Raw genomic sequence first — 25010 nt, 5'->3', positions numbered from 1 at the left:
GCCTGGAGCAATGGTCCGGGTTCTGGCTGTCGCCGACGAGGTGGTGGATTCCCTCACCTTCGGCGTGGGGATCGAGTCCCGTCCCGACCTCATTCTCGGCGCCGGCGACCTCCCGTTCGAGTACCTCGAGATCCTGTCGTCGCTGTGCGACGCGCCGTGCGTGTTCGTACCCGGCAACCACGACCGCGACCTGCGCGGTTATCGGCGCGGCCGGACCGGTTGGACACGCGCGGGCCTTCCGGCCGAGGATCCGGGACCCTGCGGTGCCGTCAACGCCGACGGTCGCACCGTCTCGGTCGCCGGGCTCCGCATCAGCGGCCTCGGCGGCAGCCGGCGCTACAACGGTGGCACCAACCAGTACACCGACACCCAGCAGCGGCTCCGCTCGCTCCGCCTGCGGTGCACCGCCGCCCTGTCACCGCCGCGCGGCGCCGACATCCTCCTGACCCACAGCCCGGCCCGCGGCGTCGGCGACCGTGACGATCTCCCCCACCGGGGTTTCGACTGTTTCCATCCGCTGGTGCGCTCGCTGCAGCCGGCACTGCTGATCCACGGGCATGTCCATCCCTACGGCGAACGGCCGTCGGATCTGCCCATCGGGCCGTCGACGACGTCGATGAACGTCGTCGGTTTCTGTCAGTTCGACATCGATCCCGTGACCCGGGAGGTCGAGATCGTGAGGCGCAGATATGGCGCGTGACACCGGTTTTCCCGACGCCGACGCCGAGAACGACTTCGCCCGGCTGCGACGCCAGGCCGAACGAGCCCGCCTCGCGCAGTGGTTCATGCGTCAGCCGGCCGACGTGAACACCATCCTCCCGTTCGACGAGGTGGTCGCCGCTCTCGGCCGGACCGGGGAGACCTCGCTCGGTCTGCAGGTGGTCGAGGTGTCCTCGATCGTCGGCAGCGTCGACCGGACGAAGGACTTCGACCGCTACTTCCGGCCCACCTCGTCACGCGGGCGTGAGCGCTGGCAACGGCTGGCCGCAGCGCAACGACGCGGCGAGTCGGTGCCGCCGGTCCAGCTCTATCGGATCGGGTCGATGCACTTCGTCATCGACGGTCACCACCGCGTGTCCATCGCGATCGCACGGAACTGGGCCACGATCGACGCCTACGTCACCCTCATCCACACCCGCATCTCCCCCGACGGCATCAACGCGACATCGGATCTGGTTCTCAAGGACCACCGACGACTGTTCCTGTCGCGCGTGCCGCTCGAGGGCTCCCAGGCCGAGGCCATCCGGCTCAGCTTCCCGTTCGACTACGCCGAACTCGCCGAGAACGTCGAAGCCTGGGGATTCCGTCTCAGCCAGGAGATCGGCGAGTTCCTCAACCGCACCGAGACCGCCCGCCGCTGGTTCGGTGAGGAGTTCCTGCCGGTCGTTCGGATGGCCCGGCGCGCGGGTATCCGGCCCGACCTCGAGAGCGACGCCGAGCTGTACATGTGGGTCGCCTGCGAGCGTTATCGTCTCGTGCGCAGGCACATCTGGGACGAGCACGTCTTCGACGAACTGCTCGACCACTCCCGGCGGCGGAAGCGATGACCCACCGCCGGGAGGACGCGAACGCCGCTCAGCGAACGCGCAGGGATGCTCCCGAGCTCTGATCGAACACCGCGATCTTCGAGGCGTCGTAGAAGAGTTCGGCCGAACTGCCGCGGCTGACCTTCGAGTCCGGGGACAGTCGTGCGATGAGCTGGTTGCCGCCGAGATCGGTCCCGGAGTCGGCGGAGAGCTCCGCGAGGGCATCGCTCGACGCCCGGCTCGAGCCGACGCTGAAGTAGGCGTAGATGTCCGACCCCATCGACTCGAGGACGTCGATGTTCGCGGTGAACGTCGCACCCTGTCCGCGGGTCGTCGAATCGACGAGAGACGCGTCCTCGAGGTGCTCCGGGCGGATGCCGATCAACACGTCTCCGCCGCTGCCCACATCGCCGGCACGGGACACCACGGCACGATGATCCTCGAGTGAGATCGTGCCGATCGCGGTCTCGATGCCGTCGGAGCCGAGGCGCCCGGACAGGAAGTTCATCGCGGGCGAACCGATGAAACCGGCCACGAACACGTTGGTCGGGTTGTTGTACAACTCCTGCGGCGTCCCGATCTGCTGCACGTACCCACCACGCAGGACGACCACACGATCGCCGAGGGTCATGGCCTCGGTCTGGTCGTGGGTCACGTAGACCGTGGTGGTGCCCAGACGCTGCTGCAACTGCGAGATCTCGGTGCGCATCTGCACACGCAGCTTCGCGTCGAGGTTCGACAGCGGCTCGTCCATCAGGAACGCCTTGGGCGACCGCACGATCGCGCGTCCCATCGCGACACGCTGACGCTGACCACCCGAGAGGTTGGCCGGCTTGCGGTCGAGGTACTGACCGAGGTCGAGGATGCGAGCGGCCTCGTCGACCTTCGCGGCCACCTGATCCTTCGGCATCTTCGCAAGGGTCAGCGGAAAAGCGATGTTCTCGCGCACCGACATGTGCGGATAGAGCGCGTAACTCTGGAAGACCATGGCGATGTCGCGGTCCTTGGGCGCACGCTCGTTGACCCGCTCGCCGCCGATCCGCAGTTCACCCCCCGAGATGTCCTCGAGTCCGGCGATCATGTTGAGCGTCGTCGACTTTCCGCAGCCCGACGGACCCACCAGGATCACGAACTCGCCGTCGGCGATCTCGATGTCGACCCCGTGCACGGCCGTCGAGCCGTCGGGATACTGCTTGGAGACGTTGTCCAGAACGATGTCTGCCATGGGTTATCCCTTCACGGCGCCGGAGGTCAGGCCGGCCACGATTCGACGTTGGAAGAAGAGCACGAAGATGATGATGGGGATGGTGATGACCACCGCGGCGGCCGAGATCGACCCGGTCGGTTCCTCGAATTGCGAACTGCCGGTGAAGTTCGCGATCGCCACCGGCGCGGTGATGGCCCGTTCGGTCGACGTCAGCGACAACGCGAGGAGCAGGTCGTTCCAGGCGAAGATGAACACCAGGATCGCCGCGGTCACGACGCCGGGGGCCGCGAGGGGCGCGATGACCTTGCGGAAGGCCTGCCAGGGCGTGGCGCCGTCCATCTTCGCGGCCTTCTCGAGCTCCCACGGGATCTCCCGGAAGAACGCGGAGAGGGTGTAGATCGCCAGTGGTAGCGCGAAAGTGATGTAGGGCAGGATCAGGCCGGGCCAGGTGTCGAACAACCCGAGACGCCGCTCGATGTTGAACAGCGGTGTCACCAGCGAGATCTGGGGGAACATCGCGATCAGCAGGGCGGCACCGATGAGGAGCTTCTTGCCCGGGAAGTCCAGGCGCGCCACCGCATACGCCGCCATCGTCCCGAGGATCACCGCGATGACCGTGGTGATGAGTCCGACACCGATGGAGTTGATCAGCGCCGAGGTGAACGCGCTCGTCTCGAAGATGTTCTTGTAGTTGTCGAGTGTGAACTCACTCGGCCAGAATTTCCCGTCGGTCACGCTGCCCGCCGGTTTGAACGACAGGCTGATGATCCACAGCAGTGGGATGAGCGCGTACAGGATCACCAGGATGTTGGCGATCGACCACCAGGCCTTGGACTTTCCGCTCGTATTCAACGGCTTACCTCCCCTCGTCGTCGGAACCCGGTGCGGCGGTGCCGAACCCCTTGATGAACACGAACGCGATGATCGCGACGCAGATGAAGATCAGGATCGAGATCGCCGAACCGACGCCGAGGTTGAAGGCGCCGAACAGATTGTCGTAACCGAGCATCGACACCGAGTAGGTGTTGTTGGACCCGCTGGTGAGGACGTAGATGTTGTCGAACACGCGGAACGCGTCGAGGGTGCGGAACAGCAGGGCCACCAGGATCGCCGGCTTCATCAGCGGGAGGATGATGCGCCACAGCCTCGTCCACGCCCCGGCTCCGTCCACCTGCGCCGCCTTGAGCAGATCGTCCGGCACGAGTGCCAGACCGGCCAGCAGCAGCAGGGCCATGAACGGCGTCGTCTTCCAGACCTCGGCCAGGACGATGATCGCCAGCGACGGCCACTGCTCGGTGAGCGGCGCGCTGCCGTCGGGCAGCAGGTTCGCGAGGTATCCGGTGCCCGGTGTCCACGCGTAGTACCAGGAGAACGCCGCCGCCACCGTCACGATGCCGTACGGGATGAGGACGACGGTGCGAATGGTGCCGCGCCCGAAGATCGTTCGGTGCATCACGAGCGCGATGGCCATGCCGAGCACGAGCTCGATGATCACCGACACGACCGTGATCCCGACCGTGACGCCGAAGGCGGTCCACCAGTAGTTGTCGGTGAGAACGGTCGCGTAGTTGGCGAACCACACGAACTCCCGTTCGCCGGGCGCGGAGAGGCTCATCTTGTTCAGCGACAACCAGACCGCGTAGACGATCGGGTAACCGGTGACCAGGATCATCATGAGCGCGGCCGGCGCGACGAGCCAGAAGGCCAGCCGACGCTCGGCGGCCTTGCCCTCACTGCGCTTGCGCGGTGCGGCCGGCGCAGCGTCGGCACGCGGACGCTCGGCGACCGCCGTGGCGCCCGGGGCGGCAGCCGGTGCCGGTGCCGACGCGGGGGGCCGGGTGGCGTCGGAACCGCTCACCGGAGAGCCGGCGTCGTGCCGCCCGCCCGGCGGTGGGGTCCACACCTGATCCGACTGCACCGGCGGCGTGTCACCGACGATCGGGATCGGGCCGGTCTGCGGTGGGGCGTCGTCCGGCAGGGCATGGCGGCCGGCGCGGAACCGCGCGTCGTCGCCGGTCCGCTCCTCGTCGCCGGGTGTCGTGTTGTCGCTCACGGGATCAACCCTTCCCCGTCGATGGCCTTCTGAACCGCTTCGGCGAGCTCGTCGACGAGAGCCTCCGGCTCCCAGGCGCCGACCGGACTCAACTTGGCCTGCAGCAGCGTCGAGATCGCCTGGTAGTCGGGCGACTTCGGGCGCAGCGCGGCGTGCTCGGGTTCGAGCTGCCGCTTGATCTCGTCGGCCATCGGGTAGGCGAGCCGGAAATCGGCGTCGTCGTAGATGGATTCGATGACCGGCGGCGGTCCGGCGCTGAACGAGAACGCCTTCTGCGACGCCTCGCTGGTGATGCACTCCGCGGCCTGGAAGGCGAGGTCCTGCTGCTTCGACGTGCTGGCGACGGCGATGTTGATGCCGCCGAGTGTCGTCTTCGTGGGGAGTCCCTCGAAGCCCGGGTAGGGCGCGAAGTCGAAGACCCGCCGCATCTCCCGGTTGAGCGGGACCACCTGGGCCGCCGACGGCGGGTTCGCGGTGTCGGCGTAGAGGTTCGCGTACTGGGTCAGGTCGAGGAAGGCGACGCTTCCGGCCACCGCGTTCTCGCGCATCCCGGCGAAGACAAAGGGCCAGTTGACCTGATACAGGGCCTCTCCGCTCTCCATCCCGAGCCGGGCGGCACCCTCGTCGGAGTTGGTCAGCGAGGGGTCGGCACCCGGTGCGGTCGCCACGCGCTTGAGGGTCTCCAGCGCGCGCACCGTGGCGGCGCGATGCTCGGGAGTGTCGTTCAGGGTGACCTTGTCGGGGTCCTGCGGGTCGACGATCTGGCCGCCGGCACTCGCGAGCACCGAGTTGAACCACACCATCAGGCCCTCGTATTGCCTGCCCTGCACCATGATGTAGGTCGGGCCGCCGTTGCGCCCGCTGACGAGCGCGTCCTCGAGCATGCCGTTCCACGTCGACGCCGGGCGGCGTCGGTCGACGTCCTCGGCGAGGACATCCGGCCGGTACCAGAGCAATTGGGTGTTCGTGGAGAACGGGATGGCGTAGAGCCGTTCACGCTCGTCGTCGTCGGTCTTCCACACCGCGGTGTCGAGCGGGCCGCCCAGTGTGCGTGCCGAGATCTCCGCGGCCTTGTCCTCGGGCACCGGCACCATCCAGCCCGCGTCGGCGAATTCGGCGGTCCACACGACGTCCATGCCCATCAGGTCCAGGCCGCTGTCGTTGCCGGCGAGGCGCCGCGCGAGCTGCAGACGCTGATCATCGGCGCCCTTGGGCAGCGGTGTGGTCACGACCTTGTACGCCCCACCGGAATCGGCCGAGCACTTGTCGCCGATCTCGGCGAAGGTGTCCGCACCGTCGGCCGGCGGGTAGAAATTGAGTACGCCCGCTTCATATCCCGAGCCGCACGCGGACAGGACGGGCAGCATGGCCGCCGCGGCCACCGCCGCGGCGAGGACCTTCCGTCTCACGCGCCTGGTAGATCCGTCAGTCCTGACCCTGCTCCGCACGCAGCCTCCTCGATGTCGTACGCGGCGGGCGCACCAGGTGCTCCGCCGTGAGCGTCCGAAGTGCAACGCTATACGTGAGGATTCGTGACATGCAACACATTCGGCATGGGCGTGCCACTCCGCGAGCGATTGTGATCCCACCGTGTCCGAGCGCGGGACGTGCGCTCAGAAGGTCAGGCGGGTGAGCATGTCGCGCGCCCTCTCTGCGCTTTTCGGATCGCACAGCACGTCATAACGGCCGGCGACGAGTTGCATCGTCGAGGCGAAATCGCGCTGGCCGCGCGTCGCCGCGTACGGAATGGTCGCGGAGATCACACCGAAGACCATGCCGCCGACGATGCCCACGAGGATGGGCGCGATCGGCGAGCCGGCGAACACCAGTGCCACCAGACAGCCGAAGAAGAAGCCGAGCCAGGCGCCGGACACCAGCCCGCCACCGATCACCTTGCCCCACGTCAGTCGGCCGATGACCCTCTCGACCTGCATGAGATCGACGCCCACGATGGTGACGTCCTGCACGGTGAAATTCTCGTCGGACAGGAAGTCCACCGCGCGCTGGGCCTCGGCGTAGGTTCCGTAGGAACCGATCGGCCAGCCCTTCGGCGGGGTGGGCAGGCCCGGCGTCTCGCGGCTCGGGCGCATGGGATTGGTCATGTCGGGGCCTTCCCTGTTGTGCGACTGCTGCGGTGGGACTCGACCATGAGACTCGTCCCCACCGATGGGCGTTCCATGTCTGCCGTCGGCCTCCGCTGCACCGATGGCACTACCCTTACTCCCATGTCGTCGGTGAGCAAGGTGTTCGTGGCCAGATTAGTCGGGTTGGCCGTCCTTGGTCCCGACGGTGAATCGATCGGACGCGTCCGCGACGTGGTGATCTCGATCCGCATGTCCGGACAGCAACCGCGCGTGCTCGGCCTGGCGGTCGAATTGACCACTCGGCGTAGGATTTTCGTGCCGATGCTGCGGGTGACGGCGATCGAGCCCCAGGCCGTGGCCCTCAACACCGGCACCGTCAGCCTCCGCCGGCTCCACCTGCGGCCCGGCGAGGCGCTCGCCATCGGACAGGTCCTCGACACCCACGTCCGGGTCGTCGATCCGGATCTCCCCGAGCTCGCCGACGCCGACGTGACCGTGATCGACCTCGGCATCGAGAAGACCCGGACCCGCGACTGGGTCGTCTCACGCGTCGCGATCCGGGCGGGCCGTCGCGGCCTGCGCCGGCGCCACGAGACCCAGGTCGTGGAGTGGTCCAGCGTGCAGGGCATCACCCAGAGCGCGCTGAACCTCCCGGGACAGGGAGTCGCCCAGGCGCTGTTGCAGTTCGAGGGGATGCGCCCGGCCGACGTCGCCAACGCGCTGCGCGAACTGCCGGCCAAACGGCGCGACGAGATCGCCTCGGCCCTGGATGACGAACGGCTCGCCGACGTGCTGCAGGAGCTGCCGTCCGACGACCAGAAAGAGGTCCTGGCCGCGCTCGGACGCGACCGTGCCGTCGACATCCTCGAGGCGATGGACCCCGACGACGCCGCCGACCTCCTCGGCGAACTGCCCGACACCGAGGCCGAGGCATTCCTCGAGGAGATGGACCCCGTGGAGTCCGAACCCCTCCGGCGCCTACTGCTCCACTCCCCCGACACCGCGGGCGGTGTGATGACCTCCGAACCCATCGTGGTCACCCCGTCGACCACCATCGCCGAGGCGCTGGCCCGGGTCCGCAATCCCGACCTGACGCCCGCCGCGGCGAGCCTCGTGTTCGTCGTCCGCCCGCCCACCGCGACGCCGACCGGGAAGTACCTCGGCTGCGTGCACCTGCAGGCCCTGCTCCGGGAACCGCCCGCCCATCTCGTCGGCGGCATCCTGGACACCGACCTCGCGCAACTCCACCCCGAGGACTCCCTGGAGACGATGACGAGATACTTCGCGACCTACAACCTGGTCTGTGGGCCCGTCGTGGACGAGGCCGGGCATCTGCTCGGCGCGGTCAGCGTCGACGACCTGCTCGACGAGATCCTGCCGCGCGACTGGCGTGAGACCGAGCCCGAGGACGCCGTCGGCCCCGGCGGGGACATCATCCGATGAGCGAACCGGGACGCAAACTCGACACCCCCAGCACCCGTCGGACGATCTCGTTCAACCTCGACTCCGACGTCGTCGGCATGTACAGCGAGCGGGTCGCCAGGTTCCTGGGCACCGGGCGCTATCTGGCGATCCAGACGGTCGTCGTGATCGTCTGGATCGCGCTCAACCTGGTCGCGGTGTCGATCCGGTGGGACCCCTACCCGTTCATCCTGCTCAACCTCGCGTTCTCGACACAGGCGGCGTACGCGGCCCCGCTGATCCTGCTGGCGCAGAACCGGCAGGAGAACCGCGACCGGGTCTCGCTCGAGGAGGACCGCCTGCGATCGGCCCAGACGAAGGCCGACACCGAGTTCCTCGCGCGCGAGCTCGCCGCCGTCCGGCTCGCGGTCGGCGACACCGTGACGCGCGACTACCTGCGCAAGGAACTCGACGATCTGCTCGACGAACTCACCGAGCGACTGGGCGCCACCGCCGACGACGAGCCGTCCGGCGGCCCGGGTACGCGCGACCGGACGCGCTGAACTCCGCAGCGCACCGGCTCCGGCGTAACCCTGGCCGCCGTCCGAGCGATTCGATCACTGACACCAAAAGTGGAGTTCGTGTCTGGGACGTCAGACCCATATGTATGGTGGGTCACAGTTCGGACCGAATCCCGGTGTCGACCACGACATGACGGATTCGTCCGGTGCATCCATGCGAGCGGCTCTCGAACCGGGCCGCGGGTGGTGATGGCCGCGTTCTCGGGGGCAGATGTGTGTGTTGACAACGGAGTGGACATGATCGGGCAGCGTCCCGGGGCCGTGCCGGGCGACCGGAGCCGTCGATGAGGCCCCTCGACATCGTCCGCCGTCGCCGCGGACCGCGTCGTCCGTCGTCGTTCCCGCGCCGCGCCGCGACCCTCGCCGTGGGTGGCTGCCTCGTCGGTGCGCTGGTGCTGGGCACCGCGACGTCGAGCGCCTCCGGGGGCACCGTCGCCACCCCGATCGCCGAACCGGCTGCCCCCGTGGTGCTGGCCGAGGTCGTCGCCGGCACCCCGGTCGCGCTGCTCGGCTTCGCACCGCCGCCGGAGAAGCCCGCGGCGGCGCTGCCGTCGCCGCAGTTCCGGCTCGCCGCCGATCTCCCGTCGGGCCCGCTGGGAATCCCCGGCGTCGTCCTGCAGGCCTACAAGCTGGCCGCCAACCGCGTCGCCGCCGAGAGCCCCCAGTGCAAGCTCCCGTGGTTCCTGCTCGCCGGCATCGGACGCATCGAGTCCAATCACGCGAGCAACGGCTCCGTCGATCAGTACGGCACGACCATCAACCCGATCGCCGGCCCGGTCCTCGACGGCTCCCTGGCGGGGAACGCGGTCATCAAGGACACCGACGGCGGGCGCATCGACGGCGACCCTGGGCACGACCGCGCGATGGGCCCGATGCAGTTCATCCCGAGCACGTGGGCCGCCTGGGGCTCCGACGCCAACGGTGACGGGAAACCCGACCCGAACAACATCTTCGATGCGACCTACTCGGCGGGCCGGTATCTGTGCGCCGGTGTCACCGACATCATGAACGAGCGCACCCGGGTGTCGGCGGTGCTGCGATACAACCGGTCGATGGAGTATGTCGCGAACGTGCTCGGCTGGGCCGGGGCGTATGCGACCGGCGTGATGCCGACGAACCCCATCCCGGAGATGAAGCGCAAGCCCTCGAGTAGTTCGAGCAAGTCCAGCAAGCCGAGTACACCGGAGTCCGGGTCGTCGTCGTCGTCGCCCTCCTCCTCGCGCCGGCCGAGCCCGCCGCCGCAGCCGTGCATCATCGTCTGTCTGCCGTCGATCCCACCGCTGTTCCCGGGCCAGCCCGCGCCCCCGCCGACCAAGAAGGACGCTCCGGCCGTCAAGCAGGCCCCCGCGGGAAATGCCGGACCGAACCGCCCCGGCGCGGCGGGCGCCCCCGTTCCGGTTCGCTGACACCGCGATCGGAGGACCTCCGCCGGGCGTCGTCGGTGCCGCCGGTAGTCTGGACCAGATGACAACAGGAGTCGCGCCCACGGAATCGGCAGTTCGCGCCGCTCTGGGCAAGGTCAAGGATCCCGAGATCGGCAAGCCGATCACCGACATCGGGATGGTCAAGTCGGTCACCATCAACGACGACGCGAGTGTCGACGTCGGCGTGTATCTCACGACGTCGGGCTGTCCGATGCGCACCGAGATCTCGCAGCGCGTGGAGACGGCCGTCGCCGACGTGCCGGGCGTCGGCGCGATCCGCGTCGAGCTCGACGTGATGGACGACGAGCAACGCACCGAGCTCCGCAAGAAGCTCCGGGGAGACAAGGCCGAGCCGGTCATCCCCTTCGCCCAACCCGGTTCACTCACCCGCGTCTACGCGGTGGCGTCGGGCAAGGGCGGCGTCGGCAAGTCGAGTGTGACCGTCAACCTCGCGACGGCACTCGCCGAACGCGGGCTCAGCGTGGGCGTTCTCGACGCCGACATCTACGGCCACTCGGTCCCGCGCATGCTCGGCAGCGACGCCAAACCGACCCAGGTCGAGCGCATGATCATGCCGCCGGTCAATCACGGGGTGCGGTTCATCTCCATCGGACAGTTCACCGACGGCAACACCCCGGTGACGTGGCGTGGTCCGATGCTGCACCGTGCGCTCCAGCAGTTCCTCGCGGATGTGTACTGGGGCGATCTCGACGTCTTGCTCCTCGATCTGCCGCCGGGCACCGGTGACGTCGCCATCTCCATCGCCCAGCTCATCCCGGGTGCGGAGATCCTGGTCGTCACGACCCCACAGCAGGCGGCGGCCGAGGTCGCCGAGCGTGCGGGCGCCATCGCCCTGCAGACGCGTCAGAAGATCCTCGGTGTCGTCGAGAATATGTCGTGGCTGGAACTGCCCGACGGCAGCCGCATGGAACCGTTCGGGTCCGGCGGCGGCGAGCAGGTGGCGCAGCGCCTCACGCGTGCCGTGGGCGCTCAGGTCGATCTCCTCGGTCAGGTGCCGCTCGAGACCGCCCTGCGCGAAGGTGGCGACGCCGGGGTCCCGGTCGTGCTGTCGGCGCCGGAATCGGCCTCGGGGTCCGCACTGCGCGCGATCGCGGGCAAGCTCGCGGCGCGTAAGCGCGGTCTGGCCGGGATGAGTCTGGGACTCGACACCATCCGGAATTCCTGACCGGTCGGGTCAGGTCGCGTCCCAGTCCGCCGCGGCCGGCCGCGACCCCGTGCGCGGCGTGCGGTTCGGAGCAGCAGGGTTGCCCGTAGCGGAGTCGGGCTTCTCCGGGGGCTCGTGCTTCTCGAACGACAGGGGCGCCGAGACGGGCTTGATCTCCGGGGCCGCCGGGGTCGACGTCCGATCGACCGTCGTCGCGCTCTCGTTCAACCGGAAGAGCGAATCATCGCCGTCGAGAAGGTGTTTCGTGACGATGGAGCGCGGCGTCATACCCCGCAGCTCGTTCAGGTCGGCGAGCGGCTTGCGCAGGTCCTCGAACTCGGGGCCGAGCTCGTCCTTCAGCTGATTGCTCGCGCCGGTCGCGTAATCGCGGACCTTCTTGACCGACTGCATCGTCCACGAGACGGCACCGGGCAGGCGTTCGGGGCCGAGGATGACCAGCGCCGCGACCACCAGGATCGCGATCTCGCCCCATCCGATGCTGCTGAACATGTGCCTCGTCCTGACCTGTGCGGTGGTGTGGTTAGTCGCTCGCCGGTGTGATGGTACCGCTGAACGTCCGACCGGCCCGCCAGTACTGGAAGGGCACCGATTCACCGATGTTCGCGGTCCGGATCGCGACGTTCAACTCGTCGGCGCTCTCGATGGGACGGTTGTTGAACGAGGTGATGACGTCGTTCTCGCGGACCCCCGCACGTTCGGCGGGACTGCCCGCCACGACGTTGCGGACCTGCGCTCCGAGGACGCGTTCGTTGCGGACCGAACTCGCGTTGACCCCGATCTGCGGGTGGTTGACGCGACCGTCGCGGATCAGCGCCTCGGCGATGGGCTTGGCCTCGTCGATCGGTATCGCGAATCCGAGCCCGATGTTGCCGCCGCCCGCGCCGAGGCGTCCCGCGGTGTTGATCCCGACCACCTGGGCCTCGGCGTTGACCAGGGGGCCACCGGAGTTGCCCGGGTTGATCGCGGCGTCGGTCTGGATGGCGTCGATCACCGCGTCGGTGTCGGACTCCGCGTCGGGGGTCAGCGCCACGGCGCGGTCGGTCGCGCTGACGATGCCGCTGGTCACGGTTCGGTTGAGTCCGAGCGGCGATCCGAAGGCGACGACCTCTTCACCGATCTGCAGGTCGCCCGAACTGCCGAGGACCGACACCGTCGGGTTCTCGACGTTGTCGACCTTCAGCACCGCGAGATCCGTCTTGGGATCGCGTCCGACGATGCGCGCCGGGACGCGCTGACGATCGAAGAACACGACCTCGAGCTTGGCGCTCTTGTCGTTCGCGGCCATCGAGATCACGTGATTGTTGGTGAGGATGTAGCCCGCTTTGTCGATGACGAATCCCGACCCGGTCGCGTAGGCCCCGGCGGCACGGACGTCGATGGCGACGACCGATTTCTCCACGGCGCGGGCCACCTCGGCCACGGACGACCGCGGCCCGGCGTCGCCGCCGGTGTCCTCGGTCGACAACTCGACCGTGTCGCTGGTGAGTGGCGCGGCCACCTCCGCGGTGTACCGGCCCATCAGTCCGCCGACGAGTCCGATGAGCAAGGCGATCACCGTGAGCGTCGCCAGGGCCACCCAGCTGAGGCGCTTGCCGAGCAGGATGTCGCGGACCCCGAGCTTCGGACCGGCTTCGGTGGGGGTCTCGACGGACGCGGTGGCCAGCGCCGGTGCGTCGAGCCGGGCCGGACTCTCCGGGTCACGCCAGGGGTCGTCCGGCGTGCGCGGTTGTTCGGTCTGGCCGTAGGTCGCGAGGGGATCCCGCTGCAGGGTCTCGGCCGAACCCGCCGGCCGTCCGAAGGCCTCGGCGAGCACCGGATCGGGGGCCGCGACCTGCGGTTCGGGTGACCGGTTGTCGGTCGAGGTGGCGAACGAGCCGCGCACGCCCGACGGTCGGCCGAACACCTGCGCGGTCGACGGCGAGACCGGTGCATGCCGGGGCCGCGACGGCGTCAGCTGTTGCGACTCGGGCGGTTCGGCCGGACGCGCGTACTGCGCGTCACCGGTGTCGGGAGAATCGGCGTCGGGAGAATCGGCGTCGGGAGCCACGTTCACCGGCCCCGGCGGCGGAAGGCGCGGCCACGGGCCGCGGGGATGCCGTCGGTCGGCGCATCGGGCGACACCGTCGGCCCGAACTCCGTCGGGCGGGGTCGTCCGGAGGTCATGTCGATCTCGCGGGTGGGGATCTGGGAGAGCTGACCGAGAAGGGAGTCCGGGATCGACACCCGGCCGGACTCGCGCAGCCGGGTGCGGGCCAGCGACTGCGCCTCCACGGCCGCCACGCACTCGTGGCACAGCGCGAGGTGGTGAGCGGCCCGCGCGTGCGCGGACATGCCGAGCTCACCGTCGACGAACGCCGCGACCGCCTCGGGGGCCAGGTGCTCGGTGGGTGCGAAGCCGCGCCCGCCGGCCGTTCCCGGTGCGCGGTAGCCGCGATTGGGCAGGAATGACGAGGGAGCCGGACTCCAGGTGTTCCACCTGCTGGGAGTCCAGGACGACCGCCGACGACGGAGGTTGGGGGTCGGTGGCTCGACACCGCCACTCCCGGTCGGACGCCCGCGATCGCCGTCCATCATCGTCGTTCACCCCTCTCCACGACGAAACCGCCGCACGATGAATCCTGTGTTGCCACTGGGCCTGCTGCTCTTCTGCCACGGTACCGACCGGCGGCATCCGATGCCGTCCGCCGAACGCGTACTCCCCGGCGGACCGGGGACATCGTCGGCGTTGTGCGCAACGGCACGGGCAACGTCTCAGCTTATCCGAGACTCACAACGAAGCTCGGCGGAGCAGGGTTCCCGGGCCACGCGGCGGCGGGGCACCGAAGTCAGGAATGCGAGCCGATCGCGACCGAACGGCTGCTCGTGTGACCCTGTGCCGCGAGGGCGTCGCGGATGCTCTGCCGGCCGCGGTGGATACGACTGCGCACCGTACCCAGCTTGACGCCCAGCGTCGCCGAGATCTCCTCGTAGGACAGCCCTTCGATGTCACACAGGACCACGGCCGCGCGGAAGTCGGGCGCGAGCGTGTCCAACGCACGTTGCAGGTCGGGGTCGAGATTCGTCGCGTCGAAGATCTGCTGCGGGTCCGGGGTGTCGGCCGGCACGCGGTCGTACTCCTCGGGCAGGGCTTCCATGCGGATCTTGCTGCGGCGGCGGACCATGTCGAGGAACAGGTTGGTGGTGATGCGGTGCAGCCAGCCCTCGAAGGTGCCGGGGCGGTAGTTCGACAGCGAGCGGAAGACCCGGATGAAGGTCTCCTGCGTGAGGTCCTCGGCGTCGTGCTGGTTCCCCGACAGGCGGTAGGCCAGGCGGTAGACGCGGTCGGCGTGTTCGCGTACCAGGTCGTCCCAGGACGGCATGAGCAGTTCGTCGCCGGTGGCGTCGAAACCTGCGGTGCCCGCGGGCACGGCGTCGGCGGGATCGCGGGGATCGATCATGGTCGGTGGTCGGTTCCTCTCTCGTGAACACGCACCCGGTGACCCAAGCACTCACCGAAGTCGAACGGATGACTCCGGTTGGGTATTCCCGAACTGCCGGGGGTTCACACCGACCTCCCGGGAACTGTCCCAACCGGAACAGCTCTCACCCTCTCCTATCCGAGTGTGGCCGCCGTATGAGGCGCCTGAGTGTTGCCTGAGGATGCGCCGGCCGTCCGGCTGCGAGCGGATTCGCGCAGGTCTGGCGTGCCGCGTCCGGTTCGGCCGCGGGGTCGGACTAACCTCGACGCGTGACCGAGTCAACGCCGTCCGCACGCCCCGACCTGATCGCCTACGCCGAGTCGGCCATCGTCGAGGACGACGCCGTCATCGCCGCCCGCGCTCGCGCCGAGGAACTGGGCGCGACGCCGGTCTCCCCGGCGGTCGGCGCGCTGCTCGCCCTGCTGGCCCGTGCGGCCGACGCGCGCGCCGTGGTGGAGATCGGGACCGGCACCGGCGTGAGCGGCCTGTGGTTGCTCAACGGAATGTCGGCCGACGGCGTGCTGACCACCATCGACCCCGAGCCCGAGCACCACCGGGCCGCACGGGCGTCGTTCGCCGGCGCCGACATCGCGCCCGGCCGCACCCGGCTCATCAACGGCACGCCCGTCGAGGTCCTGCCACGGTTGTCCGACGCGTCCTACGATCTGGTCTTCGTCGACGGGCCCCTGCTCGATCTGCCCCGATTCGTCGGCGAGGCGGTCCGGATGCTCCGGCCGGGTGGGGTGGTCGTCGTCCACAACGCGACCGCCGACGGCACGGTCGGCGATCCGGCCCGGACTGAGCCGCCGACGGCGGCCGCCCGTGAGGCGGCCCTGCTCATCGCCGACGACGAGCAACTGCTGCCGGTGGTCATCCCGCTGGGACCCGGAGTGCTCGCCGCGGCGAAGATCCGGTAGACGGACCCGCCCCCCGGACTAGACGTCCGTCGAGAACCGGACCCCGTTGTCGGGGATCTCGATACCCGGCCACACCCGCGCACCGCGCAGCAGTTCGCAACGCGCGCCGATGTCGGCGCCGTCGCCGATGACCGTGTCCCGGATCAGCGCGCGGGGCCCGATGCGGGCACCGAAACCGATGATCGACCGTTCCACGACCGCGCCGGCCTCGATCACCGCGCCGTCGAAGACGACCGCCCCGTCGAGACGGGCGCGCGGGCCGATCTCGGCGCCGCGGCCGACCACGGTGCCGCCGATCAGCAGGGCACCCGGACCGACGCCCGCGCCCTCGTGGACGAGGGATTCGCCGCGACGGTCGCCCAGTGCCGGCGACGGCGCGATACCGCGGACGAGATCGGCCGAGCCGCGGACGAAGTCCTCGGGCGTACCCATGTCGCGCCAGTAGGCGTGGTCGACGTGTGCATGGACGTGGCTGCCCTCGGCGAGTAGCCGCGGGAACACCTCACGCTCGACCGAGACCGGCAGCCCGGACGGAATGGACTCGATCACCTCGCGTTTGAAAACGTATGTGCCGGCGTTGATCTGATCGGTCGGCGGGTCCTGCGTCTTCTCCAGGAACGCAGTGACCCGACCGTCGCCGTCGGTCGGCACGCAGCCGAACGCGCGCGGGTCGCTGACGCGAACGAGATGGATGGTGACATCGGCGTCGGCGGCGCGGTGGCTGTCGATGACGTCACCGACGTCGGTGCCGCCCAGGACGTCGCCGTTGAACACCACGATCGTGCTGGCGGTGAGTTCGTCGAGGACGTTGCGGATACCGCCACCGGTGCCCAGCGGCTCGTCCTCGGTGACGTAGCGCATGCGCAGGCCGAGTTTCGAACCGTCGCCGTAGTACTCGCTGAAGACCTCGGCCTTGAACGAGGTGCTGAGCACGATGTCGCGGATCCCCGCCGCGCGGATGCGCGACAGCAGATGGGTGAGAAACGGCAGCCCGGCCGTGGGCAGCATCGGCTTGGGCGCCGACAGGGTGAGCGGACGCAGACGGGTTCCCTTGCCGCCGACGAGGATGACTGCCTCGACATCCTCCCTGATGTCGTCCGATCCCCCCACGGACTGTCTTTCCACCGACTCACGCACGGTGTAGTTGTCCACTGGATCGGGTCCTTCCTCGCGGTGTCTGGTCTTCACTTCAGCACTCGTTCTTCACGTCAGCACTCGGTGTTACTTCAGCACTCATGAGCCGGTTTCGCTCGCCGACGCGCGGCGCGCCGCACGCACGGCCAGCCGGGACCGCACACCCAACCCGATCCGCAACGCCAGTCGCAGCGGCGCACGCCAGGGGCCCGGGTTGCGGTCGGCCTGGAACCGGTAGGCACTGCGATGGTGCGCCGGCAGCATCTTCTCCGGATGGCGACCCGCGCTGTGCCCCTTGGTGTGTACGACCTCCGCAGTGGGCACGTACACGTTCTGCCAGCCCGCCTTGCCGAGCCGGTCGCCGAGATCGACGTCCTCCATGTACATGAAGTAGCGGGCGTCGAATCCGCCGATGGCGTCGAAGGCCTTGCGCCGCACGAGCAGACACGAACCCGACAGCCAGCCCACCGCACGTTCTGACGGGGTCTCGTCGTCGGCGCGGTAGGCCGCTGTCCACGGATTGGACTTCCAGACCGTGCCGAGGATCGCGTGTCCGGTTCCCGACACGAGGTCGGGGACCCGGCGGGCCGACGGGTAGATCGAGCCGTCCGGTTCACGGATCAGCGGGCCGAGCGAGCCCGCGCGCGGCCAGCGCTGGGCGGCGGCCATCAGCTCCTCGATCGCTCCCGGCTTCCACTCGACATCCGGATTGGAGATGAGGATGAACTCGACGTCGGGGTCGATCTCGGCGACACCGCGGTTCATCGCGCCGCCGTAACCGATGTTGCCGCCGGTCCGGACGAGGGTGACCGTGTCGTACTCCTGCTCGGCGCGTTCCGGCGCGCCGTCCTCCGAGCCGTTGTCGGCGATGATGACCTGCGGCATGACGTCGGTGACGGCGGCAAGACTACGCAGGAAGGTCGTGAGGTGATCGCCGGAGAAATAGGTCACCGTCACCACGGCTGGCTGAACAGGCACGCCGATCAGGGTAACGAACCGGTGCCGGCGTCCGACGCGGCGATCGCCGCGTGCAGCGCGTGTCGCCACGGACGGAGCGCGGTGAGTCCGGCGGCCGTCCAGGACCGCCCGGACAGCACCGAGTAGGCGGGGCGGGGCGCCGGGCGCGGGAATTCGGCGGTCGTCGTGGGCAGGACCCGGTCGGGCCGCGCCCCGATCTCCTCGAAAACCCCTCGGGCGACATCGAACCAGGTGGCGCTGCCCGAGTTCGTCGCGTGCAGCACCGCGCCGGCGACCTCCGGGCGCACCCCGCCCGCGACCAGATCCCAGAGTCCGTCGGCGAGATCGTGTGAGTAAGTGGGTGACCCGAGCTGGTCGTCGACGACCGAGACCGTCTCCCGCGACTGTTCGAGGCGTCGCATCGTGCCGACGAAGTCGCGGCTGTCGGGTCCGCCGGTGTAGACCCATGCCGTCCGCACGACGGTGGTCCGCGGATCCGCCGAGAGCGCGGCGCGCTCGCCGTCCAGTTTGGTGCGGCCGTACACGGTGGCCGGGGTGCCGGAGACGTCGTCGGGTTCGTATCCGTCGCCCGCGGCCGGGCGGGATCCCTCCTCGACCGTCCCGGGGAACACGTAGTCGGTCGAGACGTGGATCAGCCACGCGCCGGCGTCGGCGGTGCGGGCGGCGAGGACCCCCGGTCCGGTGGTGTTGACGCGGCGCGCGCCCTCGGCGTCGGACTCGGCGCCGTCGACATCGGTGTACGCCGCGCAGTTGACCACCACGTCGTCGGGGTCGAGGTCGCCGAGCGCGGCTGCCACCGAGGTCGGATCGGTGATGTCGATGTCGGCCGAGGTGAGCGGTCGCACGACCGTGTCGGGAACCCGCGCCGAACGCTCCTGCATGGCCGTTCCGAGTTGCCCGCCGGCGCCGACGATGTACACGGTGGGGTTGCTCGGCGTGACACGCATGGGCACCATCGTGCCGGACCGGGGGAACGTCCTCCACCCGGCCTGGACCGCGCACGTGACGACGGCTACTCGCCCGCCCGGCGTTGCGTTCTCGAATTTGCGAATCACTTCAGTAGCCTGACGAGAGCACACAACACCTGACTCGTCCTGCACATCAGCATCGGCATCCTCAGGCGTAACCCTTGTCGCGTCGACGCTCCGACGCGATGTGTCGACCTCGAAAGGGACCGTTCACCAGTGGATTCACCACCAGACGGCCCGCGCCGGCGTTCGCAGACGCGCCGTCCGGCGGGGCCGGGTTCGGACGGGCGTCAGCCGATGCCCGGCGATCGGCGCGGCCCGGAGCCCGGTGCCCGGCGACGCCCGGTGCGGCCCCCGAACGACGGTGGACCCGACGGCCGCGGGGTCCCCCGCGGCTCCGACCAGCGTCCCGGTGAACCAGGTTCTCCCCCACCCCGCGCGCGCCGCCAGCCGCCGCCGGACCCGCGACGCCGCGGAGCCGACCCCCACGACCCACGGCGTCGGGCAGCGGCCGATCCGCGCACCCCGGGCCGCCGGGCATCCGGCGACCGCCGCGCCGCACCGGAGTCGGTGGAACCCGCAGCGACCCGCCCTCGTCGTCCCGGTGAACCCCGGCCAGTCCGACGGACCTCCGGCGAGATCCACACCCGCCCGGCTCCGGGCGCGAAGAAGAAGCGTGAGCAGACACCGCGCCCCCCGGCGGCCGGACCGACGACCGGACGCCGCCGCAGGCGGGACGACGCAGCGCCGACGAAGCCGGCAACAGCGGCCGTGCCGCCGACCACCCCGCCGGGCGGACGCCCCCGGACGGGCGGCTGGGCCGCGGGCGCCGGATGGGGTCGTGCGCTCATCGCCGTCGCATCGGTGGCGGTGCTGTTGTGTACGGGCTACGCCTGGAACACCATGTCGGATCTACAGACCCGGATCACCCAGCTCGGCGGACTCGATCTCGGCGGCGCCGCGGACGGGGCCGTCGACATCCTCCTGGTGGGGACCGACTCGCGAACCGACGCGAAGGGCAATCCGCTGTCCCCGGAGGAGCTCAAGCTGCTGCGCTCGGGGGACGAGGTCGCGACGAACACCGACACCATCCTGCTGATCCGCATCCCCGACGACGGTTCGTCGGCGACCGCCATCTCGATCCCGCGCGACTCCTATGTCGACGTGCCCGGTATCGGGATGAGCAAGATCAACGCCGCCTACGGCACGACTCGCGAGAGCGTCCGCGCGCGGGCGGTCGGCGAGGGCAAATCCGAGGGCGAAGCCGAGTCGGAGGGCACGCTCGCCGGCCGGAAGGCGTTGGTGGACACGGTCGCCAACCTGACCGGCGTGCAGGTGGACCACTATGCGGAGGTGGGCCTGCTGGGCTTCGTACTGCTGACGAACGCGGCCGGCGGCATCGACGTCTGTCTGAACGAGGCGGTCCGGGATCCCTTCACGGGCGCGCGGTTCCGCGCCGGCCGGCAGACACTCGACGGCCCGAAGGCCCTCAGCTTCGTGCGCCAGCGCCACGGGCTCCCCCGCGGTGATCTCGACCGCATCACCCGCCAGCAGGCATTCATGGCGTCGCTCACGCAGAAGATCATCTCGGCGAACACCCTGACCGACCCGGGGAAGCTCTCGGAGCTGCAGAACGCGGTCTCGCGGTCAGTAATCATCGACGACGACTGGGACATCATCCGGTTCGCCGAGCAGCTCAAGGACCTCAGCGGCGGCCGGGTGAAGTTCGCGACCATCCCGATCGTCACCGAGCAGGGCTGGAGTGAGGACGGACAGCAGAGCGTGGTGGAGGTGGACCCGCGCGAGGTCCAGGCCTTCACCGGGGATCTGCTGGCACCGAAGGAATCGCAGGGCATCCAGCGCGGCGACTACACGGTCGACGTGGTCAACGCCGGCACCATCGACGGACTCGCGTCGAACGTGGCGAACATCCTGACCAACAAGGGTTTCCGGATCGGGGCGACCTCGAGCGGCAAGGCCGACACGAAGGACTCGATCGTGTACGCCAAGGACGAGAGCGACGCCGCACGGCTCCTCGCGAAGGACCTGGGCGGCGCCCGGGTGGTGGCCGACCCCACCCTCGCCGACGACCAGCTCAAGGTCGTGCTGACCAACACCTATGCCGGGCCGGGCTCCATCAGCGACACCGGCGACCAGACCGACAACACCCCGGCGAGCGAACGCGTCGGCAACAAGCGCCCACCGATCACCGCGGGCAACCAGGGGCCGATGTGCGTGAACTGAACACTCCGAACACCCTCACCGACGCGGTCTTCGCCGCGGTCGCCGACCACTCGCGTCCGCTGCTGACCTACTACGACGACTCGACCGGCGAGCGCACCGAACTGTCCGCCGCCACGTTGGGCAACTGGGCGGCGAAGACCGCCAACTACCTGGTCGACGAGATCGGCGTCATGGCGGGCGACGTCGTGGCGGTCGATCTCCCGGCGCATTGGCAGACGGCCGGCATCCTGCTGGGCGCGCTGTGGGCGGGCGCCGACGTGCATTTCGAGAGCACCGACGAGGCCATGGTCGTGTTCACCAGCCGAGATCGACTGGACGACCACCCCGACGCGGACGAAGTGGTGGTCGCCTCGCTGGATCCGTTCGCGCTGCCGCTGCGTGACCTGCCGCCCGGCGTCGGCGACTACGGCAGCGTCGTGCGCGTCCACGGTGACCAGTACTCGTCCCGCCGGCCGGCATCGGCCACGCTCGAGGGCACCGCCATCGGCGAGGTACTCGACGACGCCCGGGCGATCGCGGAACGCGACGGGATCGGACCGGGCACCCGCGTGGTATCCACCCGGCCGTGGCATCCGGCCGAGTTCGTGGTCGCCCACCTCCTCACACCATTCTTGGTGGGCGGCAGTCTCGTTCACGTCACCGCGGCCTCACCGGAACGGGTCACCGCGATCGCCGAGATGGAGAAGGCCACGCTCGTCCTCTCGTGAACCCCGGCGGGCACGCCGCCGATCGGGCACAGTGGGGGCATGCGAATCCCCCGCGCGGTGGCCCGCCTCAACAAGCGAGTGACGAACCCCATCCAGCGACAGTGGGCGCCCCGCCTGGCCCCCTACGCGATGGTCGAACACGTCGGCCGCAAGTCCGGCAAGCACTACTCCATCCCGGTGCTCGCGTGGGTCGACGGCGACCGGCTCACGATCATCCTCACCTATGGGCGGCACACCGACTGGGTCCGCAACGTCCAGGCCGCGGGCAGTTTCGGACTCACCCGGAAGAATCGGCACTACCGGGTGACCGGCCCTCGGGTGGTGCCGTCGGACTCACCCGACATCGTGCGGGGAGCGCGCATCCCGGCGCGGTTGTTCGAATCCGCGCTTCTCGGCACCCTGCACCGGGCGTGACCGCATGGCCGACGACCCGCTCGACGACTTCGACACCGAGGACGTGACCCTCTACGGGACCACCCGCCGAGTCCATCGCCTCGGAAGCGGCCCGGCGGTCATCGTGATCGCCGAGATGCCGGGCATCAGCCCCAAGGTGGCGGACGTCGCGCGCCGCATCGCCGGCGCCGGCGCGACGGCCGTCCTCCCGTCCCTGTTCGGTGTCGACGGTCGCGATCCGCGTCCGGACAACCTCGGTGCGGTCGGATCGGCGACGAACATGCTCGGCACGATGGCCCGGGCCTGTGTCACCCGCGAGTTCACGATCCTGGCGACCGGCAAGACCTCCCCGGTCGCGTCGTGGTTGCGCGCGTTGGCCGCCCGCGAGCACGACCGGTGCGGCGGGCCCGGGGTCGGCGCGGTCGGGATGTGCTTCACCGGCGGGTTCGCACTGGCGATGGCCACCGACGACCGCATGCTCGCCCCGGTCCTGTCCCAGCCCTCACTGCCGTTCGCGGTGCTGCCCGGACGCGCCCGCGCCATCGACGTGAGTGAGTCGGATCTGGCTCTGGTGCAGGCCCGTTGCGCGCGCGGCCTGGAGGTCATGGGTCTGCGGTTCCGCGGCGACCGGCTCGTGCCGGAGGCCCGGTTCGCCTATCTCCGTGAGCTCCTCGGCGACGCCTTCATCGGCGTCGAACTACCCGATGAGTCCGCGAACCCGGATTCGATGCTGCCACGGCCACATTCGGTGCTCACCGAGGACCTGCGGGACGAACCCGGGCAACCCACCCGGGAGGCCTACGACCGGGTGATCGACTTCTTCACCGCGAAACTAGGTCTGCAGCCCACAGCCTGACCGAGACGGGAGTTCTACTCCCCCAGCAGTTCCTGCTGCAGCGCCGCATCCTTGTCGAGGACCATCTGCTCGAGTCCCTGCTGGAACTCGACCATCCGGGCACGCAGGTCGGCGTCGGCGGCCGCGAGGATGCGGACCGCGAGCAGACCGGCGTTGCGGGCCCCACCGACCGAGACGGTCGCCACCGGGACACCGGCGGGCATCTGGACGATCGACAGCAGCGAATCCAGTCCGTCGAGGTGCCGCAGCGGGACGGGCACGCCGATCACCGGCAACGGGGTCGCGGAGGCGACCATACCCGGAAGATGCGCTGCGCCACCGGCTCCCGCGATGATCACCTCGATGCCGTGACCGGCGGCACCGGCCGCGTAGTCGAGCATGCGCTGGGGCGTGCGGTGTGCCGAGACGACGCCGACCTGGAACGGCACGTCGAACTCGGCGAGCGCTTCGGCGGCGGCCTTCATCGTCGGCCAGTCCGAGTCGCTGCCCATGATCAGGCCGACCCGCGGGCCGTGTGTCTCACTCATGAATGTTCATCCCATCCGTCGGTCCACGTCGCCTGCGACATCCACTGGGCCGCCCGCTCGGCACGTTCGCGCACCGACTCCGGCGAATCCCCCTCGCGCCCCACGATGTTCACGTGCCCGATCTTGCGGTCGGGTCGCTCACCCTTGCCGTAGAGGTGCACCTTGGCCTCGGGCATCCGGGCCATCAGGTGATGCAGCCGCTCGTCCATCGACATCGCCGGTGCGCGCTGGGCACCGAGGATGTTGGCCATCACCGTCAGCGGCGCGCTCGGCGCGGTGCTGCCGAGCGGGTAGTCGAGAACCGCGCGCAGGTGCTGCTCGAACTGCGAGGTCACCGCCCCGTCCATCGTCCAGTGCCCGGTGTTGTGCGGCCGCATCGCCAGCTCGTTGACGACCAGTTCGCCGTCGACGGTCTCGAAGAGCTCCATCGCCATCACGCCGACCACGCCGAGCTCGTCGGCCAGTCGCAGCGCCATCTGCTGTGCGCGGGCGGCCACCTCGTCGTCGAGCCCGGGCGCCGGCGCGAGGACGACGGCACACTGGCCGTTGCGCTGGATGGTCTCGACCACCGGCCATGCCCCGCCCTGACCGAACGGGGACCGGGCGATCATCGCCGACAGCTCGCGGCGCATGGGCACCTTCTGTTCGGCGAGCAGGCCCGGCGCGTCGTCCGGGTAGTCGTCGAAGACGGCGAGTGCGTCCTGCGCACCGTCGACGAGCCAGACGCCGCGGCCGTCGTAACCCCCGCGCACGGCCTTGACGACAATGGCCCAGTCATTGGCCTCGCCGAACTCGATCAGACGTGTGCGGGCGGCGGCGCGATCGCCGGACAGGTCAGCGAAATCGGGCACGGGCAGGCCGAGTTCGGCCAGCCGGACGCGCATCGCGAGCTTGTCCTGGGCGAAATGCAGCGCAGCCGACGGCGGGAGCACGGACACGCCCTCGGCTTCGAGCGCGCGGAGATGCGCCAGCGGTACGCCTTCGTGGTCGAAGGTCAGGGCGACGGACCCGGCCGCGGCCCGGCGCAGGTCATCGAGTTCGTCGTGCGACCCCACGACGATGTCGGCACTGACCTGTGCCGCCGGATCGGCTTCCGAGGCGGCGAGCACACGGAGGCACTGGCCCAGGGCGATCGCGGCCTGGTGGGTCATCCGCGCGAGCTGGCCACCACCGATCATGGTGACCGTCGGCATCCCCGACGACCGGCCGTTCGTGCGTCCCGTGTCCGGGACCGGCGGCACCTGGGACGACGGGGACACGGCGCCGTCGACCTGCTCGCGTGGATTCACGCGAACCATCGTGGCATGTGCGCGGCGTCATTCGCACAACCGCCCGGGAAGTGGCCCGGCGGTCGTGTTTCGTACAC

At 69.6% G+C, this 25010-nt stretch carries 25 protein-coding genes; 11 read left to right on the top strand and 14 right to left on the bottom strand.

The genetic code is table 11. The features are described from left to right. Positions 1-10 precede the first annotated feature (10 nt). A complete protein-coding gene (locus CA982_RS13550; protein ID WP_086535836.1) occupies positions 11-700 on the top strand; it encodes a metallophosphoesterase family protein in 690 nt (229 codons plus the stop codon). Further along, positions 690-1547 carry a chromosome partitioning protein ParB gene (locus CA982_RS13545; RefSeq protein ID WP_086535835.1) on the top strand — a complete coding sequence of 286 codons (858 nt, stop codon included), beginning with the start codon at positions 690-692 and terminating at the stop codon, positions 1545-1547. The genes CA982_RS13550 and CA982_RS13545 overlap by 11 nt, the downstream gene beginning before the upstream one ends. 28 nt (positions 1548-1575) lie before the next feature. Here the strand turns inward: CA982_RS13545 and CA982_RS13540 are convergent, their stop codons facing one another. The 5 genes from CA982_RS13540 to CA982_RS13520 all read right to left on the bottom strand — a co-directional run bounded on the left by CA982_RS13540 (position 1576) and on the right by CA982_RS13520 (position 6888). Next, a complete protein-coding gene (locus CA982_RS13540; RefSeq protein ID WP_086535834.1) occupies positions 1576-2751 on the bottom strand; it encodes an ABC transporter ATP-binding protein in 1176 nt (391 codons plus the stop codon). A 3-nt stretch (positions 2752-2754) separates the two neighbouring features. After that, positions 2755-3585: a carbohydrate ABC transporter permease gene (locus tag CA982_RS13535; protein ID WP_086535833.1), complete on the bottom strand. Its 831-nt coding sequence runs from the start codon at positions 3583-3585 to the stop codon at positions 2755-2757. Between the two features lie 4 nt (positions 3586-3589). After that, on the bottom strand, positions 3590-4786 hold the full coding sequence (locus tag CA982_RS13530; protein ID WP_086535832.1) for a sugar ABC transporter permease: 1197 nt from the start codon (positions 4784-4786) through the stop codon (positions 3590-3592). After that, positions 4783-6195 carry an extracellular solute-binding protein gene (locus CA982_RS13525; protein WP_208617946.1) on the bottom strand — a complete coding sequence of 471 codons (1413 nt, stop codon included), beginning with the start codon at positions 6193-6195 and terminating at the stop codon, positions 4783-4785. The genes CA982_RS13530 and CA982_RS13525 overlap by 4 nt, the downstream gene beginning before the upstream one ends. A gap of 204 nt (positions 6196-6399) precedes the next feature. Beyond that, positions 6400-6888, bottom strand: coding sequence for a YflT domain-containing protein (locus CA982_RS13520; protein WP_086535831.1), 489 nt, complete (start codon positions 6886-6888; stop codon positions 6400-6402). A 123-nt stretch (positions 6889-7011) separates the two neighbouring features. On the opposite strand from CA982_RS13520, the gene CA982_RS13515 reads away from it, so the two are divergent. From CA982_RS13515 to CA982_RS13500, 4 genes are all read left to right on the top strand, one after another. After that, positions 7012-8313 carry a magnesium transporter MgtE N-terminal domain-containing protein gene (locus tag CA982_RS13515; RefSeq protein ID WP_086535830.1) on the top strand — a complete coding sequence of 434 codons (1302 nt, stop codon included), beginning with the start codon at positions 7012-7014 and terminating at the stop codon, positions 8311-8313. Continuing rightward, entirely contained in the window at positions 8310-8834 is a 525-nt protein-coding gene (locus CA982_RS13510) for a DUF1003 domain-containing protein (protein WP_086535829.1), read from the top strand. The genes CA982_RS13515 and CA982_RS13510 overlap by 4 nt, the downstream gene beginning before the upstream one ends. Before the next feature lie 302 nt (positions 8835-9136). Next, positions 9137-10258, top strand: coding sequence for a lytic transglycosylase domain-containing protein (locus CA982_RS13505; RefSeq protein ID WP_086535828.1), 1122 nt, complete (start codon positions 9137-9139; stop codon positions 10256-10258). A 58-nt stretch (positions 10259-10316) separates the two neighbouring features. Further along, entirely contained in the window at positions 10317-11462 is a 1146-nt protein-coding gene (locus CA982_RS13500) for an Mrp/NBP35 family ATP-binding protein (RefSeq protein WP_086535900.1), read from the top strand. A 9-nt stretch (positions 11463-11471) separates the two neighbouring features. Here CA982_RS13500 and tatB read toward each other — a convergent pair whose 3' ends face one another. The 4 genes from tatB to sigE form a co-directional block, all read right to left on the bottom strand. After that, the gene (tatB, locus tag CA982_RS13495; RefSeq protein ID WP_086535827.1) at positions 11472-11951 is read right to left on the bottom strand and encodes a Sec-independent protein translocase protein TatB; all 480 of its coding nucleotides are present in this window, start codon (positions 11949-11951) and stop codon (positions 11472-11474) included. A gap of 31 nt (positions 11952-11982) precedes the next feature. Beyond that, entirely contained in the window at positions 11983-13515 is a 1533-nt protein-coding gene (locus tag CA982_RS13490) for a S1C family serine protease (RefSeq protein ID WP_086535826.1), read from the bottom strand. Continuing rightward, on the bottom strand, positions 13512-14036 hold the full coding sequence (locus CA982_RS13485; protein WP_051987056.1) for a hypothetical protein: 525 nt from the start codon (positions 14034-14036) through the stop codon (positions 13512-13514). The genes CA982_RS13490 and CA982_RS13485 overlap by 4 nt, the downstream gene beginning before the upstream one ends. 251 nt (positions 14037-14287) lie before the next feature. After that, the gene (sigE, locus tag CA982_RS13480) at positions 14288-14899 is read right to left on the bottom strand and encodes an RNA polymerase sigma factor SigE (RefSeq protein ID WP_086535825.1); all 612 of its coding nucleotides are present in this window, start codon (positions 14897-14899) and stop codon (positions 14288-14290) included. A gap of 290 nt (positions 14900-15189) precedes the next feature. On the opposite strand from sigE, the gene CA982_RS13475 reads away from it, so the two are divergent. After that, complete coding sequence (locus CA982_RS13475) at positions 15190-15837, top strand: O-methyltransferase (protein WP_086535824.1); 648 nt, start codon at positions 15190-15192, stop codon at positions 15835-15837. An 18-nt stretch (positions 15838-15855) separates the two neighbouring features. On the opposite strand, the gene manB is transcribed toward CA982_RS13475, so the two are convergent. The 3 genes from manB to rfbD all read right to left on the bottom strand — a co-directional run bounded on the left by manB (position 15856) and on the right by rfbD (position 18905). Continuing rightward, positions 15856-16989: a mannose-1-phosphate guanylyltransferase gene (gene manB / locus CA982_RS13470; protein WP_010842912.1), complete on the bottom strand. Its 1134-nt coding sequence runs from the start codon at positions 16987-16989 to the stop codon at positions 15856-15858. Positions 16990-17070: 81 nt separating this feature from the next. Then, the gene (locus CA982_RS13465; protein ID WP_208617945.1) at positions 17071-17949 is read right to left on the bottom strand and encodes a glycosyltransferase family 2 protein; all 879 of its coding nucleotides are present in this window, start codon (positions 17947-17949) and stop codon (positions 17071-17073) included. A gap of 5 nt (positions 17950-17954) precedes the next feature. Next, positions 17955-18905 (bottom strand): dTDP-4-dehydrorhamnose reductase, encoded by a 951-nt coding sequence (gene rfbD, locus CA982_RS13460; protein WP_086535822.1) that lies wholly within the window; start codon positions 18903-18905, stop codon positions 17955-17957. Between the two features lie 228 nt (positions 18906-19133). On the opposite strand from rfbD, the gene CA982_RS13455 reads away from it, so the two are divergent. The 4 genes from CA982_RS13455 to CA982_RS13440 are packed head-to-tail and all read left to right on the top strand — an operon-like array spanning position 19134 to position 23117. Continuing rightward, on the top strand, positions 19134-21161 hold the full coding sequence (locus tag CA982_RS13455) for an LCP family protein (protein ID WP_086535821.1): 2028 nt from the start codon (positions 19134-19136) through the stop codon (positions 21159-21161). Further along, positions 21149-21868: a TIGR03089 family protein gene (locus tag CA982_RS13450; RefSeq protein WP_086535820.1), complete on the top strand. Its 720-nt coding sequence runs from the start codon at positions 21149-21151 to the stop codon at positions 21866-21868. The genes CA982_RS13455 and CA982_RS13450 overlap by 13 nt, the downstream gene beginning before the upstream one ends. A 39-nt stretch (positions 21869-21907) precedes the next feature. Further along, positions 21908-22282: a nitroreductase family deazaflavin-dependent oxidoreductase gene (locus CA982_RS13445; RefSeq protein ID WP_086535819.1), complete on the top strand. Its 375-nt coding sequence runs from the start codon at positions 21908-21910 to the stop codon at positions 22280-22282. A gap of 4 nt (positions 22283-22286) precedes the next feature. Further along, entirely contained in the window at positions 22287-23117 is an 831-nt protein-coding gene (locus CA982_RS13440) for a dienelactone hydrolase family protein (RefSeq protein WP_086535818.1), read from the top strand. A gap of 14 nt (positions 23118-23131) precedes the next feature. Here the strand turns inward: CA982_RS13440 and purE are convergent, their stop codons facing one another. Both purE and CA982_RS13430 read right to left on the bottom strand, forming a co-directional pair. Further along, the gene (gene purE, locus CA982_RS13435; RefSeq protein WP_055475043.1) at positions 23132-23644 is read right to left on the bottom strand and encodes a 5-(carboxyamino)imidazole ribonucleotide mutase; all 513 of its coding nucleotides are present in this window, start codon (positions 23642-23644) and stop codon (positions 23132-23134) included. Continuing rightward, the gene (locus tag CA982_RS13430; RefSeq protein WP_086535817.1) at positions 23641-24942 is read right to left on the bottom strand and encodes a 5-(carboxyamino)imidazole ribonucleotide synthase; all 1302 of its coding nucleotides are present in this window, start codon (positions 24940-24942) and stop codon (positions 23641-23643) included. The genes purE and CA982_RS13430 overlap by 4 nt, the downstream gene beginning before the upstream one ends. Between the last annotated feature and the right edge of the window lie 68 nt (positions 24943-25010).

Origin of the sequence: Gordonia lacunae (genome assembly GCF_002149015.1) — a bacterium.
GTDB classification, from domain to species: Bacteria; Actinomycetota; Actinomycetes; order Mycobacteriales; family Mycobacteriaceae; genus Gordonia; species Gordonia lacunae.
This window is presented reverse-complemented; position numbering and strand designations above follow the sequence as displayed.